Below are 14388 nucleotides of genomic sequence, written 5' to 3' on the forward strand. Positions count from 1 at the left end.
CTGTCCGACTCGCGCGTACCACTGTTGATCGGGGTGCTCCAGGAGATCGAGATGCTCCAGGAGGCTGTCGCCGCCCGTGCGGCACAGGGTCTTTGGACCCCGGCATCGGGGACCTGCCCCAGGGCGACGTCCTCAATGAGGACGGGACGATCGCGGCGGTGGAGTGTGAGATCACCGCCGGCGCCGAGGTGCTCGACATGACGGGCCGCATCGTCGTCCCGGGATTCGCCCCCGTGCCGCCTTGGGGCCGAGGGCCCTGCTAGGCCTTGAAACCGACTCCGCCGTACAAGGAGACAGGCGCGTCGCCGATCGGGGTCTCGCCCTCCCCGAGTTCGGGATGCCAGTCCTTCACGGACACGATTCCCGGCTCGACCAGGTCAAGTCCCTTGAAGAAGCGGCTCACTTCGCTGCGCGAGCGGCCCACGAGGGTCACGCCTCCCTTCGCGTACGTCTCGATGCCCCGCCGCACGTTCTCGGGCTCGAAGTCGGCGGTCATCGCGGACAGGACCAGACAACTGCCCGGCGCCAGCGCGTCGACAAGGGTCTCCACCAGCTCGTACGCGCCGCTCTCGTCGGCGATGAAGTGCATCAGGGCGATGAGCGACAGGGCTATGGGCCGGTCGAAGTCGAGTACGCGCCCCGCCTCGTCGAGGATCTTCCGCGGCTCGCGCGCGTCGGCCTGGACGTACTCCGTCACTCCCTCCGGGGTCCCGCGCAACAGGGCCTCGGCGTGCGCGAGGACGATCGGGTCGTTGTCGACGTACACGACCCGTGCGCCCGGAGCGGTCAACTGGGCGATCTGGTGCAGGTTGGGTTCCGTGGGAATGCCGGTGCCGATGTCGAGGAACTGGCGGATGCCCGCCGCGCGGACCAGGTGGCGGGTGGCCCGCTGCATGAACCAGCGGTTGCTGTGCGCGGCACGCTTGGCCCCCGGATCGAGCGACATGATGTGCTGACCGAGCTGTTCGTCGACCGGGTAGTTGTCCTTGCCGCCCAGGTACCAGTCGTACACCCGAGCCGGATGCGGCTTGCTGGTGTCGATCTGGTGGGCGGCGGGCTCGGTCCCCGTCATGCGTCAACTCCTCTGCTCGGCAGTCCAGTTCGCCCCGCCGACCCGCGTTCGGCAAGACGTGCGAGCAGTCTGCCACCTCGGGCGGCTCGCGGCCGCCCGGCTGACCGCAAGGGCATGCGGAACCAGAGCCGAAGCAAGCGGACGAGCTGCACGGAGAGGAGGTGTGCGCGGTCGTCGTACGCGCCGCGGGAACCACTTCGGACGCGGCGAAGATCACCGACTGGTCCAAGGGGCACCTGGGCCCCACAAGTACCCGCGCCGCGTGGAGTCCACCGACGCGCTGCCGCTGGGTCCGAGCATCAAGGTCGTCAAGCGGGACCTGCGGGCGTGCTACGGGAGCTGACGCGGGGGCACCAGGCGTCGGCGGGACGGTCCGTCGGCGGGACGGCCGCGAGGTGCCGCGGAGGTCACCTGGCGAGACGCTGCTTACGCGGCGAGATGCGTGGGCATAGCATCGGTCCCCGCATGAACACGATGACGCTCTGGCACATATCCATCTGGGAGTTCGCCGCTCTCGCCGCCGCGGCCCTGCTCGTCGGTTTCTCGAAGACCGCCGTGAGCGGGGCCAACACGGTCAGCCTGGCGATCTTTGCCGCCGTGCTGCCTGCCCGCGCCTCGACCGGTGTGCTCCTGCCCATCCTGATCGTCGGGGACGTGCTCGCCGTACTCACCTACCGGCGGCACGCCCACTGGCCGACGCTCTGGCGGCTGTTCCCGGCGGTCGCCGCGGGTGTCGTCCTCGGCACGCTGTTCCTGGTGTGGGCCGACGACGGGGTCGTGCGGACCTCGATCGGCGCGATCCTGCTGCTGATGGCGGCAGTCACCGTGTGGCGCCGCCGGGCTGCCGCCCAGGACGACGAACCCGACTCGGTGGCGAGCCGCAGCGGCCGGATCAAGGCGCGTTCGTACGGGGTGCTCGGCGGCTTCACGACGATGGTCGCCAATGCGGGCGGCCCGGTGATGTCGATGTATCTCCTCTCGGCGGGCTTCCGCAAGCTGGGCTTCCTCGGCACCTCCGCCTTCTTCTTCCTGATCGTCAACGTCTCCAAGGTGCCCTTCAGCGTGGGCCTCGGGCTGATCGACGGCCACTCGCTGCTGCTGGACGCGGCGTTGGCGGCGTTTGTCGTGCCGGGGGCGTTCATCGGCAAATGGGCTGTGAACCGAATCAACCAGCTGCTGTTCGAACGGCTCGTGATCGCGGCGACGGTGGTGGGCGGAGTGCAGCTGCTGCTGCGCTGACCGCTACCGGCCGGCGGCGGCGTCCAGCAGTGCGGGGAGATCCGCGAAGGAGTCCAGCACGTGGTCGGGCTCGCCGCTCGCCGCGCGATGGCTCTCCGGCAGGTATTTGCCGGTCTTGACCAGGACACCCGTGATGCCGGTGTGCTGCGCCGCGAGTACGTCCGACTCGATGTCGTCGCCGACCATCAGAGCCTCCCCGGGACCGACCCCGAGACGTGCCAGCGCCGTCTCGAAGAACGCGGGCGCCGGCTTGCCGGTGATCTCCGCCTCGGTGCGGGCCGCCCGCTCCAGACCGAGCAGGAACGCACCACTGTCGAGCTGTAGCCCGCGGTCCGTCCGCCAGTACAGATTGCGATGCATGGCGACCAGCCGGGCACCCCGCTGGAGGTGCCCGAAGGCCCGGTTGAGCGCGGCATAGTCGAACTCGGGACCCGCGCCGCCCACGACGACCACATCCGGCACGGTGTCCGTGTCGGTGCCGGTGCCGGTGTCGTCGAGCAGCGTGACGCCCGTCAGGTCCTCGGCGATGTCACCGCTGTTCAGCAGGGTGCACCGGGCGCCCGGATGGCGCTCGGCCAGATACGCGGCGGTGACGGCCGGTGCGGTGAGGATGTCCTCGGCGTCCACGGGGAAGCCGGCTCCGGCCAGGGTCGCGGCGATCGACGCGCGTGTACGGGACGTCGTATTGGTGACCAAGGCGACGCCGAGCCCGGACGCCCGGATCCGCCGCAGCGCCTCGACCGCACCGGGCAGCGGCTCCCACGAGACCGTGAGCACTCCGTCGATGTCGATCAGGACCGCGCGTACCGACTCCATGTCCGGACGATACCGATCAGCGACCGCGACGCACGTGCACGCAGGCGCCCTGCGCCGCCGACTCACTCCGCCGGACCCGCCGGACGCCCGCACCTACTAGTCCACCCGAACCTCCGTTCCCCACCCCGCCCCCGTACGCTCGACCCCATGTCCCCCCACGTCCTGGTCCTCGGCGGCACCACCGAGGCGCGCGAACTCGCCGCCGAGCTGGCGGCGCGTCCCGAGGTGCGGGTGACGACCTCCCTCGCGGGACGGGTGTCCCGGCCGGGGGCGCTCGAAGGGGACGTACGGATCGGGGGATTCGGCGGGGCGGAAGGGCTGGCGGAGTGGCTGCGCGAGCACGGTGTGACTGCCGTGGTGGACGCGACGCACCCGTTCGCCTCCGGCATCACGGCGAACGCCGCGCGGGCCGCCGCGGCCACCGGAGTCCCGGCCGTGGTGCTGCACCGCCCGGGCTGGCGCCCCGGCCTCGGCGACCGGTGGCACTCGGCGGCCTCCCTCGCCGAAGCCGCCGCGCTGCTCCCGGCGTTGGGCCGCCGCGTCTTCCTCACTACGGGGCGCCTCGGCCTGGCGGCCTTCGCGCATCTCGCCGGACTCCACTTCCTCGTACGGTCGGTGGAGGCGCCCGAGCCGCCGCTGCCCCCCGACACGGAAGTGCTGCTGGCGCGTGGCCCGTTCACGCCGGACGGAGAGAAGACCGTGCTCCGCGAGCACCGCATCGACGTCCTGGTCACCAAGGACAGCGGAGGCGATGCCACGGCGGCCAAACTCGCCGCCGCCCGTGACCTCGGCCTCCCCGTGGTCGTCGTGCGCCGCCCACCACTCCCGGAGGGTGTGACGGCGGTACCGGACGTGGCGTCGGCCCTGGCCCGGCTGGACCTCAGCCCGCGCTGACCGACCCCCTGATCCGCTCGACGGCCCGCAGCACCTCGTCCCGGTTCTTCGCACTCTTGATCCACACCGGCAGCCGGGCGACCACCGTCATCTTCTTGCCCGTGTCGTACCAGGGCGCCCGCTCCCGCAGCGAGGCCGCGACGAACTGCCTGAGGAATGTGAGGTGTTCGAGGTTGTAGGCCCACAGCCAGCCGTGCCGGGTCTCGGTCTGAAGCCAGAGGGGGGTGCCGAAGTAGGGGTCCAGGGCGGGCCCTGCGGAACTCCGCCACAGAGCGATGCGTTGGCTGCTCGTCTGCCGTGAGAGGCCGCAGCCCCGGCAGACCAGGCGCCGCGGCGCGAAAAATACGCCGGGTGTGCCCTGTCTCTCCTCGTCCGGCCCCGGTTGTACGTGAGCGATCCGCTCGCACTGCGGGCAGCGGACCAGGATCGACTCGGTGAAGTCGTACTTGGTGCGCCGGGGGTCGCGGAAACGGGCGGGAGCTGGGGACTGGGGCCTGGCCATCGCACGAGTATGGCGACGGCGGTGGTGGGAAGCACCTCGTTTTCCTGGGCGGCGGTGGCGGTGGCGGTGGCGACGGCTCCGCCCGTCAGCTCGTCGTGAGGGAGGCAGGCTCCCGGGTCTGGGAAGGCAGGCCGTTGGTCAGGTCCTCGACGAGGAGGCGCTTGGCGATGGTGTCGACGGCGGCGCGGAGGTCCTTGCCGGAGGGGCGCCCGATGTCCTGTTCCACGCGCTCGGCCAGCCAGGTGCCCCAGGCCTCGCTGAGGACCCGAGCCTCGCGCTCGCCCGCCTCGGTGTGCGAGAAGAGCGAGCCGTGGCGGGTGAGATAGCCCTCCTCGACCATGCGGTCGAAGACCGGCACGAGGACCTCCGGGGGCAGATGGCGGCGCGTGGCGATCAGCCCGAGGTTGGCGTGGCCGACCAGCCGCGTGAGCAGCTCCACCTGCATCACGGCCCAGGCGCCCGCCATGTCGAGACGGGTGTCGGAGCCGGTGACGATACGGCGCGCGGTGTCCATTTCGGTGCCGCCGATGATCTTTCCGACCGAGAACTCCAGAAGCCGCTGCGAATCGGCGGTGGACGGGGAGGCGAAGCCCTCGCCCATGTCGGTCGAGCCCATCCGCGCGCTGTCGCGCAGCTGTACCTGCTTGAGGAAGAGCGCCACGACGAAGCCGAGGAGCGCGACCGGCACCGTCCACAGGAAGACCGTCTGGAGTGTGTCGGCGTACGCCTCGATGATGGGCTTGGCCGCCGCCGGCGGGAGTTGGTGCAGCCCCTCCGGGCTCTGCGCGGCCTGGGTGATCGTGGCCATGTCCGCCGCGCCCGTCGCCGCGGCCTCCTTGACCCCGTCGGCGAGGTTCGGCTTCAGCGTGTTGGTGTAGATCGTGCCGAAGACAGCCGTGCCGAACGAACTGCCCAGCGTACGGAAGAAGGTGACGCCGGACGTCGCGGTGCCGAGGTCGACGTATTCGACGGTGTTCTGCACGGCGATCGTCAGCACCTGCATGCACAGGCCGATCCCGGTACCGAGCACGAACATGTACAGCGACTCCAGCCAGGCACTCGAGTCCGGACCCATGAGCGAGAGCAGGTACAGCCCGACGGCCATCACCAGCGAGCCGATGATCGGGAAGATGCGGTAGTGCCCGGACTTGCTGACCACGTTGCCGCTGAAGACGGACGCGATCAGCAGACCGATGACCATGGGGAGCGTGCGGACACCGGAGACCGTGGCCGAGTCCCCGTCGACGTACTGCAGATACGTCGGCAGATACGTCATCGCGCCGAGCATCGCGAAACCCACGATGAAGCTGAGGATCGAGCAGACCGTGAAGACCGGGTTGCGGAACAGCCGCATCGGCAGCATGGGCTGGGCCGCGCGCGTCTCGACCCAGCAGAACAGCCCGAGCGCAAGCAGACCGCCCACGAACAGGCCGATGATGGTGGCCGACCCCCACGCGTACTCGTTGCCACCCCAACTCGTCGCCAGGATCAGTGAGCTGGCGCCGACCGCGACGAGCGCGATGCCCAGATAGTCGATGACGGGGCGGACCGCCGACTTCACCACGGGGATGGTGCGGGCCGCGGCGAAGACCACGACGATCGCGATGGGCACGTTGATGTAGAACGCCCAGCGCCAGGACAGATGGTCGGTGAAGAGCCCGCCGAGCAGCGGCCCGATGACGGTGGCCACGCCGAAGACGGCACCGATCGCACCCTGGTACTTGCCCCGCTCGCGCAGCGGAATGACATCGGCGATCAGCGCCATGGCGGTCACCATCAGACCGCCCGCGCCGATGCCCTGCATGGCCCGCCAGGCGATCAGCAGCGACATGTTCGTGGCGAGGCCGCACAGGAAGGAACCGGTGATGAAGATGATCGCCGATGCCTGGAAGACCACCTTGCGGCCGAAGAGGTCACCGAACTTGCCGACCAGTACCGTCGCCACGGTCTCGGCCAGCAGGTACGACGTCACGACCCACGACATGTGCGCGGCGCCGCCCAGATCCGACACGATCGTCGGCAGGGCGGTGCCCACGATCGTCTGGTCCAGCGCGGCGAGGAGCATGCCCAGCATGATCGTCACGAAGACGATGTTGCGGCGCCGGCGGTCCAGCACGGGCGGCCCGGGCGCCTCCGCCGCAGGCGGCACGGTTTCCTCGATGGTCGTCACATTCGCCACCATCACACCGGCGGGCGCCCGGTGCATGCGGGGTCACCCGCCCGGCGTACCGTCGCCGGGGCGCGCTACCCCCGCGGATGCCTGCGCAGCAGATACGTGTCCATGATCCATCCCTTGCGTTCCCTGGCCTCGGCCCGGAGGCGCTCGATACGGGGAGCCGCCTCGGCGATGGGGCCGGAGGCGAGGATCTCGTCGGGCGTGCCTATGTAGGCGCCCCAGTAGATGTCGATGTCCTCGTCGGCGTACTGCCGGAACGTCTGGTGGGCGTCCAGCATGACGACCACGTCGTCGACGCCGTCGGGGAAGCCCTCCGCGAGGCGGCGGCCCGTGGTGATCTGGACGGGGCGGGCGACCCGGTTCAGCCCCGTGCGGTGCCGGGCGACGAGCGCGGAGACGCTGCTGATGCCGGGCACGACGTCGTACGTGAACGCCACCGCGCCCCGGTCGAGGATCTCCTCCAGGATGCCGAGCGTGCTGTCGTACAGCGCGGGATCGCCCCACACCAGGAACGCGCCGCTCTCGTCCTCGCCCAGCTCCTCGGCGATCAGCTGCTCGTAGATGTCCGCGCGGGCGCTGCGCCAGTCCCCGACGGCCGGCGAGTACGCCGTGCCCCCCGCGGAACGGTCACGGTCCGGGTCTCGGGCCTCGACCAGGCGGTACGCCCCCTCCGGTATGTGCGCGTCGAGGATGTCACGGCGAAGCTGGACGAGGTCGGACTTCACCTCGCCCTTGTCGAGGATGAAGAACACGTCCGTGCCCTTGAGCGCCTTGACCGCCTGCAGCGTGAGCTGATCGGGGTCGCCCGCCCCGATGCCGATGACATGAATCTTTCGCACACCCAGAGTCTGCCGCACGCCACTGACAGTGGACGCACCGCACCCGAGATGGGACCGGCGACCGGCAAGGGGATTCCTGGTCAGACGCCCCGCCCGCGCAGCCGCGGCGCCCACTCCCGCGCGCTGACCGCCGTGCCGTCCCGCTCCACGACCCCCGCCAACTCCCGTGCCCAGGCGCCCAGTTCCGCGAGATCCAGCCCATAGGGCCGCTCCCGGCCAGCACCCGACGCCCACTCCTCGACCGCCCCGGCACCGCGCCGCAGCAGCCGGGCGCCGCCCGTCGTGTTGCCGCGGGCCGCGTGTGTGAGCCCCACCGCGAGCTGGGCCAGCCCCTTCCAGAGCGCCCGCTCGTCCTCGGGGCCGGTCTTCCAGGCGTCCTCGAAGACCTCGTGCGCGTGGAACGGTTTCCCCGCCTCCAGCAGCGCCTGCGCCTCGGTGACCGTCTCCTCGGGGCCGCGTACGACACCTTCCGGCTGCCGCTCCACCCCGTCCGCGCCGTACGGCAGGGGTCGCCCCAGCCCGTCGCGCGGCCGGGCGTTCCGCGCCCGCCCCCGCGTATCCCGATCGCGCCCGTCGTCTTGCCGCGCCTCAGATGTCCCGCTCATACGCCGATTGTCGCGCGCGACGCGCCCCCTTCGGAGCAGCCACCGACGTGGGGTAAAGTTCTGTTCGCACGATCACGCGGGGCACCGCGGGTGAAACGCATCGGGACGTGGCGCAGCTTGGTAGCGCACTTGACTGGGGGTCAAGGGGTCGCAGGTTCAAATCCTGTCGTCCCGACTCGACAGAGTCGTGGATCAGAGGCCGTATCGCAGTAATGCCGATACGGCCTCTTGGTCATTCTTGAGGCTCATGCGGGCGCATGGCTCCATGGGATGCTTCCTCGAAAGCAGCGCGGTCCATGCCGACGCAAGCGCTTCACAAGCGGTGCCGCAAGGCCCTCAGGACCTCGGTCAGCACCGCTGTCGCCGCCCGCCGACGGGCAGGGCGCGAGGACCACACCGCCGGGAGGACGACTCCGGCGAAGAAGCCGGTGAACATCAGTGCGAGCAGCGCGATCGAGTTCATGGCCAACCAGTGCACGGAACATCCCCTCCTCGGACGACCGCCGTTGCGGCCGATGGTTCGAGTCTTCGACGGATGCCGTCCCGCCGGCCCTGCCGCTGAAGAAAGCCGAAGACTGGGGATGTCGGCGCAGGTCACGTCATACGCTGGCGCGGGTGGGTCCTGAAGAGAAGTGAAACCGGAGGGTCCTGGTGGGGGATGCAACGGGTGCCGTGGCGGACTTCTGCGCCACGCTCCGCCGTACCGTGCGTGGGTGCGGTGTCGCGCAGGCCGAACTCGCCCGGGTGCTGCATCGCAGTGACGCGGCCGTCTCCGCGCTGCTGAACGGACGGCGGGCCAAGCCCCCGCAGCTGGACGAAGTCCTGTCCATCGTGAACCACTGCCGCGACAGAGCCGGTGCGCATCCCGCACCCGGGCTGGTCCTGGATCCGGCCTGGTGGCGCACCCGCCTGGCCGAGCTCGAAAACACGGCGGAGGCAAGCCGCCGGCCGCAGCGGTACGCCCAGGGGCGGCTGCCCATCGCGCCGGTGGAAGCCGTCACCTTCGATTTCGGCTCCGCCGTCGAGCTCCTGGCGGGCGGCCGGGGAGGTTTCGACGACCTGGACGCGGACGTCCTGGAGCCGCTGGATCTGGTCGGCGCAACGGCTGTCGAGCTGCGGGGGCTGTTCGACGGGTTCGGCGCCCGCGTGAGGGCTTGCCGCGGGACCGCGAGGACGGCTCTTCTCTGCGCGGCGGACGTCGTTCTCCTCGTGACCGGCTTCTGTGACGCGGTCGCCAGACTCGGGGCCGTACGCGATGCCGAGGGGGTGGATGCCGACCTCACCACGCAGGTTCTCGAGGAGCTGAGAAGAGTCGTGCTCGGCTCAGCACGCGCCCGCGACACGGCTGAGCTTCGCGAGGAGATCGCGACCGCGTATGCGGCGGCGGCGGACATCATGCACTTCGGCGGTTTCGCGGGGGCCCCGCCGGAGGAACTGGCGAGGCTGGCACAGCGCCGCTACGAGTCGCTGCTCGCCGGGGTCACGTGGGACTGCCCGGAGCTGCGCCTCACCTCCGAGACTTACGACCCGGACCAGGAGGAAGGGCGGCAGCAGGCCACCGCCGACCGGGTGGGCCTCATCGAACTCGGCGTGCTGCTGAGAGAGTTCGCGAACGGAGACCGGGTCACCCCTCAGCAGCGGGACCGGCTGCGGGCACCGATCGCTCCGGCCGAGGGGTCCGGTCCGGCCATCCCCTCCCTGGCGGCCGGCTATGTCAACCCGGCCTTCCGGTCGGCCGGTCGTTCGGCCGACTGGCAACTCGCTGCCGACGACTGGTGGGAGTGCCAGCCCCTCAGGGAGGACATCGCGGGATTCCTTGCCGCGTACCTGCTCAGCTACCAGGCCATGCAGGCTCCGTTGCTCGTGCTCGGCCATCCCGGCTCCGGGAAATCTCTGCTCACCAGATTGATCGCCGCCCGACTGCCGGAGGCGGAGTTCTCCTGCCTCCATGTCGAACTCAGGCACGTTCCGGCCGAGCTCGACCTCCAGGAGCAGCTTGAGGAAGCGCTGTTCCGGTCGACCGGGCGCCGGATCTCCTGGCCGGACGCCGCGCAGTCCGCGGGTGATGTCGTACGGGTCGTCCTGCTGGACGGGTTCGACGAGCTGATCCAGGCGGGGGCGGGGCGACTGGACATGAGTACCCAGTGGCAGTACCTGAAAAGCATCGAACGGCTCCAGCAGCGGGAGTTCGAACTGGGGCGTCCGGTCGTCTTCGTCGTGACGAGCCGCACCGTGGTCGCCGACCAGGTCCTGACCCCCACGGCGAGCACCGTCCTGCGGCTTGAGCCGTTCGACGATGCGCGGATCGCCTGCTGGCTCGAAGTCTGGGAGGCCACGAACCGGCGCTACTTCGCCACGCAGGGCGTCGAACCACTCACCTGGGACGTCGTGCGTCCCTACCGGGATCTGGTGCGGCAGTCGCTGCTGCTGCTCATGCTGGCGCTCTACGACGCGGTCGGCAATCCGCTGCGACGACTGGACGGTCGCGACATCCGGCGCGTGGACCTGTACGAGCGGCTGCTCGTGGAGTTCGTCCGCCGCCAGGTCGTCAAGCATCAGGGCCCGCTGCCGCCGTCGGCGGAAGCCGAAGCGATCGAGAAGGAACTCGGGCGGCTCGGTGTCATCGCGGTCGGTATGTTCAACCGCCGCAGCCAGAGCCTGACGTCCGACGAAGCGGACCGTGACCTCGACGTGCTGCTCGGCGAGGGTGGTTCCACGCTGCTGTTCGGGCGGTTCTTCTTCGTGCACGAAGCGCAGGCCGTGGTCGCCGAGGAACGCCTCAGGTCGTACGAATTCCTGCACGCCACGTTCGGCGAGTACCTGGTGGCCCGGCTGGTCTGCGACGAGGTGTGGCGCGTCCTCGACAGGTGGGAGGGGAACGAGGCGGCGCGGATCGACGACGACGTGCTCCAGGCTGTGCTGTCGATCGTCCCGCTCACCGACCGTGCCGAGGTTCTCGACAACATCAGGGAGCTGTCCGGGCCGGGCGGAGCACGCCGGCACGGGCGCCTGCCGGTGCTGCTGCGCACCCTGTTCCAGCGCGGTGACCGAGGCCACGGAGAGCGGGAAGTCCTGCCGTACCGCCCGGCCGACCGCAACCGGACCGAGCGGGACGCCACTTACGGAGCGAACCTCCTCCTTCTCGTCCTGCTGGTCGAGGACGGCGTGCGTGCCTCCGAGTTCCTGGCGAGCGCGGCTCCTGTGGAGCGCTGGTGGCGTTGCGCACAGTTCTGGCGTTCGCAGTTCGGTGAGGCGTCGTGGGAGCTGTTCACGGGCGCGGTGTCGGTGCAGCGGCGCTCCGCGGACCGGGATCCCGACACCACCGGGGACCTGTGGATCACACTGCGCGGCACCGCCGGACCCGCGGACGATCTGACCTGGACCCTGCGTCGCACAGTGCTGGGGCCCGCCGCGTATCACGACGCCCGAGGCGTGGACGCCGCCGAGCTGAGCCGACGGCTCTCCCTCCTCTGCGACACGGACGCACAGCAGTTGCTGCACGCCCTGGCGCCCTTGTTACGGACACTGCCGAACACCCTGCGGACCTACCGCATCGACGAGGAACAGCGCGCTGTCTCGGGGGCACATACGCTCGTGGCCCTGCTCTGCCGCGACAGGGGACTGCCCGGGCAGATGGCGGCACGCTACCTCGACGTTCTGGAGGTGCTGCGGAATCTGCCTGACGCGGACCGTTCGACCGTCGCCGACGTGCTCGTACGGCACCTCGTGCAGGATGCCGACTTGCTGCCGGAGGATGTGGTCGGCGCCGTCCTGGTCGAGCTGATCCGGCTCGGACCCGCAGGCGGCGGCGCCCGATGGACAGGGCTGTGGCCCGTGCTGGAGGCCTACGTGTCTCGCGCGATGGGGCGAGCGGCCCTGGAGGACAAGGAGTTCGACGTCCTGGTGGGGCACCTCCGCCGGTACGCGGCGCTGTTCCCGGGACCGCAGGAACGTCTGCAACAGATGCTCAGGGAAGCCGGCACCAGCCACATCTGGGCGGTGATGGAACGCGGACCTGGACACGTGGTGCTGGAGGAAGGGCGTGCGCTCCTCGACGCCACCCCGGCTGCCGAGCGCGCGCCGGAGTCCGTGATCGGGCTGCTCCGGCTGGCCCGCGAACTGGGACAGGAGGACTGGCTCGCCGAGCATGCCGAGCCGCTGCTGCGCTCCCTGGAACCGGCCGCGCTGCTGCGACTGCGAGCCGGCGACGTCGACGCGCTGCGTGCGGTGGTGCGGGACGCCAGGCTTCTGAGCACGTTTCGGGCCATCGAGGAGATCTGGCGAGGTCCTGACGCACCACGTCCTGGGCGCGTTGATCACGACCGTCCGGAGGAGAGTGCCCCATGACCCTCCTCGCCCGACACCACGCCAACTCGCCTGGCGGCAGGGCGGCTTCGACCCGCAAGCCCCGCCGGCGTGGCCACCTCCCGTCAGCGGGGCGCCGGCCGAGGCCTCCTCGTGCCGCGGCCGTCCCCGTTCAGGACAGGCGGCCCACGTACGCCAGGGCCTGCCTCAGCAGGACGCCCTGCCCGCCGGGCATCTCGTCGATGACCATCGGTGACGAGGCCTCCTCGGGGCTGAACCAGACCAGGTCGAGCGCGTCCTGCCGGGGGCGGCAGTCGCCGGTCACCGGGACGATGTAGGCGAGGGACACGGCGTGCTGGCGGGGGTCGTGGAAGGGCGTGACGCCCAGCGTCGGGAAGTACTCGGCGACGGTGAAGGGCTGCAGGGAGGCCGGGACCCGCGGCAGTGCCACCGGGCCGAGGTCCTTCTCCAGGTGGCGCAGGAGAGCGTCCCGGACCCGCTCGTGGTGCAGCACCCGGCCGGAGACGAGGGTGCGGCTGACCGTCCCGTCCGGCCCGATGCGCAGCAGGAGTCCGATGTGGGTGACTTCGCCGTTGTCGTCGACGCGTACGGGGACCGCTTCGACGTACAGGATCGGCATGCGTTCGCGGGCCATTTCCAGCTCGTCGGGAGACAGCCAGCCGGGCGTGGTTTCGGTCATGTCAGACATTGGTTGATCATACTTTCCGTGTCTCCTGCCGTGCGCGTGCCGCTCCAGGTCAACCGTTCCCCGAAGGAGCGGTCACCGAACACCATTTGCTTTCAGCCAGTCGCTGTCCGACCACTCCACTGTCTCCGGGATCCGGTCCGCGTAGTCCGGGTCCTTCTCGATGCGGGCACGGACACTCGCGTGCACGTGTGAGCCCTGCGGCGGTCTGCGGCGCCGGTAGGTGAGCAGGGACCAGATCCAGCCCATCCGGTGCACCTTCCCCAGGGCGTCCTCGGGTGCGAGGGTGACCTCGCGCGCGTATGCCCCGGGCTTCAGCAGCAGGTGCTCGTCGAGAGCGGCGTCCACAATCCACTTGAGGGTGATGGTGGGGAGCCGGGGATCGTCCTCGAAGGTCCCGCCGACGTCGGAGTGCACCCCGGCGAACCACACCTGCTCGACCGAGCCGGGCGCGGGGTGCTTCTTGTCGGGGGTGACCAGGTACTCGCGGTAGGGCCTGCGTTTCTCGTCGATGGACACGGCGTGGCGGACGCGGCGGACGTTCGGGAGCTGACGGGTGTACGGCCACCGAAGGTTCCAGCGCAGCACGCCGGCCGCCTTCACGGAGTCCCAGAGCCCCAGGTAGGCGACGGAGATGCCGACGCGCCCCTCGACCGCGTTGCTGAAGGCGCCCGCGAAATGGTGGAGTTGGTCCCAGTCCTGCCGGGTCCAGTCCTTGTTCTTGGCGTAGACGGACACGGCGTACGGGACGAGGTTCTCCATACCGGGCCGCATCAGGCCAACCGTTTTGAGCATCCCCACGAGTGCGCGGGCCGTGTAGGCGCCGCGGCTGAAACCGAAGACGTAGATCTGGTCGCCGGGCTGGTAATGCCCCATCAGATACGTGTACGCCTCGGCGAGGTTCTCCTTCATGCCGGAGCCGACGGCGAGGCCGAGGAGCTTCGACAGGCGCCGGGCGAGGGGTGTCCAGGCGCCCGCGGCGGAGAAGGTGCCGACGCCGGGGTCGTAGTAGGCGATCTGGCGGGCGGGATCGGAGAGGTCCAGCATTTCGTAGAGCCGGACGACGTTGGTGTTCCCTTTCGCCTTCAACTGATTGCCCGTGCCGTCCAGACAGACGACGAGATTCTTGGCCATGCCGGGCCTCACGTTCACTGACAGACCAGGACGCTGATGGGTCGGGACATACCAGGACATACAGGGCTTACAGAAATATAATAAGGGAAATGCTGCTCGT

At 70.1% G+C, this 14388-nt stretch carries 13 protein-coding genes, 1 tRNA gene and 1 pseudogene; 6 read left to right on the forward strand and 9 right to left on the reverse strand.

All coding sequences use genetic code 11. From position 1 onward, the window contains the following. Positions 1–92: 92 nt before the first annotated feature. Complete coding sequence (locus tag AB5J50_RS44650) at positions 93–263, forward strand: hypothetical protein (protein ID WP_369264285.1); 171 nt, start codon at positions 93–95, stop codon at positions 261–263. On the opposite strand, the gene AB5J50_RS44655 is transcribed toward AB5J50_RS44650, so the two are convergent. After that, a complete protein-coding gene (locus AB5J50_RS44655; RefSeq protein WP_369264286.1) occupies positions 260–1072 on the reverse strand; it encodes an SAM-dependent methyltransferase in 813 nt (270 codons plus the stop codon). The genes AB5J50_RS44650 and AB5J50_RS44655 overlap by 4 nt on opposite strands. 140 nt (positions 1073–1212) lie before the next feature. On the opposite strand from AB5J50_RS44655, the pseudogene AB5J50_RS44660 reads away from it, so the two are divergent. Together AB5J50_RS44660 and AB5J50_RS44665 are read left to right on the forward strand one after the other, a co-directional pair. Next, positions 1213–1415: pseudogene (locus AB5J50_RS44660) on the forward strand (long-chain fatty acid--CoA ligase); the annotation flags it as partial. 122 nt (positions 1416–1537) lie between these two features. After that, complete coding sequence (locus AB5J50_RS44665; RefSeq protein WP_327433715.1) at positions 1538–2311, forward strand: sulfite exporter TauE/SafE family protein; 774 nt, start codon at positions 1538–1540, stop codon at positions 2309–2311. A gap of 3 nt (positions 2312–2314) precedes the next feature. Here the strand turns inward: AB5J50_RS44665 and AB5J50_RS44670 are convergent, their stop codons facing one another. Then, positions 2315–3127 carry an HAD-IIA family hydrolase gene (locus AB5J50_RS44670; RefSeq protein WP_369264287.1) on the reverse strand — a complete coding sequence of 271 codons (813 nt, stop codon included), beginning with the start codon at positions 3125–3127 and terminating at the stop codon, positions 2315–2317. Between the two features lie 147 nt (positions 3128–3274). Between AB5J50_RS44670 and AB5J50_RS44675 the strand changes: the two genes are divergently transcribed. Next, positions 3275–4021 carry a cobalt-precorrin-6A reductase gene (locus AB5J50_RS44675; RefSeq protein ID WP_369264288.1) on the forward strand — a complete coding sequence of 249 codons (747 nt, stop codon included), beginning with the start codon at positions 3275–3277 and terminating at the stop codon, positions 4019–4021. Here the strand turns inward: AB5J50_RS44675 and AB5J50_RS44680 are convergent. The 4 genes from AB5J50_RS44680 to AB5J50_RS44695 form a co-directional block, all read right to left on the reverse strand. Beyond that, positions 4008–4523 carry a hypothetical protein gene (locus AB5J50_RS44680; RefSeq protein ID WP_369264289.1) on the reverse strand — a complete coding sequence of 172 codons (516 nt, stop codon included), beginning with the start codon at positions 4521–4523 and terminating at the stop codon, positions 4008–4010. The two genes, AB5J50_RS44675 and AB5J50_RS44680, sit on opposite strands and share 14 nt — an antisense overlap. Before the next feature lie 85 nt (positions 4524–4608). Then, complete coding sequence (locus AB5J50_RS44685; protein ID WP_369265683.1) at positions 4609–6705, reverse strand: MDR family MFS transporter; 2097 nt, start codon at positions 6703–6705, stop codon at positions 4609–4611. A 62-nt stretch (positions 6706–6767) separates the two neighbouring features. Continuing rightward, a complete protein-coding gene (gene cobF, locus AB5J50_RS44690) occupies positions 6768–7538 on the reverse strand; it encodes a precorrin-6A synthase (deacetylating) (protein ID WP_327433719.1) in 771 nt (256 codons plus the stop codon). An 80-nt stretch (positions 7539–7618) separates the two neighbouring features. Then, entirely contained in the window at positions 7619–8143 is a 525-nt protein-coding gene (locus AB5J50_RS44695; RefSeq protein ID WP_369264290.1) for a DUF309 domain-containing protein, read from the reverse strand. Between the two features lie 101 nt (positions 8144–8244). Here AB5J50_RS44695 and AB5J50_RS44700 point away from each other — a divergent pair. Further along, positions 8245–8318, forward strand: a tRNA-Pro gene (locus AB5J50_RS44700). A 138-nt stretch (positions 8319–8456) separates the two neighbouring features. Here the strand turns inward: AB5J50_RS44700 and AB5J50_RS44705 are convergent. Beyond that, a complete protein-coding gene (locus AB5J50_RS44705; protein ID WP_369264291.1) occupies positions 8457–8621 on the reverse strand; it encodes a hypothetical protein in 165 nt (54 codons plus the stop codon). Between the two features lie 173 nt (positions 8622–8794). Here AB5J50_RS44705 and AB5J50_RS44710 point away from each other — a divergent pair, with 173 nt between their 5' ends. Continuing rightward, positions 8795–12490 (forward strand): NACHT domain-containing NTPase, encoded by a 3696-nt coding sequence (locus AB5J50_RS44710; protein ID WP_369264292.1) that lies wholly within the window; start codon positions 8795–8797, stop codon positions 12488–12490. Between the two features lie 130 nt (positions 12491–12620). Here the strand turns inward: AB5J50_RS44710 and AB5J50_RS44715 are convergent, their stop codons facing one another. Together AB5J50_RS44715 and AB5J50_RS44720 are read right to left on the reverse strand one after the other, a co-directional pair. Beyond that, positions 12621–13148, reverse strand: a complete 528-nt coding sequence (locus AB5J50_RS44715; protein ID WP_369265684.1) for an NUDIX hydrolase family protein — start codon at positions 13146–13148, stop codon at positions 12621–12623. 81 nt (positions 13149–13229) lie between these two features. Then, entirely contained in the window at positions 13230–14288 is a 1059-nt protein-coding gene (locus tag AB5J50_RS44720; protein ID WP_369264293.1) for a DUF2235 domain-containing protein, read from the reverse strand. Positions 14289–14388: the final 100 nt, after the last annotated feature.

Source organism: Streptomyces sp. R35 (assembly GCF_041053035.1).
In the GTDB taxonomy this organism is placed as follows: Bacteria; Actinomycetota; Actinomycetes; order Streptomycetales; family Streptomycetaceae; genus Streptomyces; species Streptomyces lutosisoli.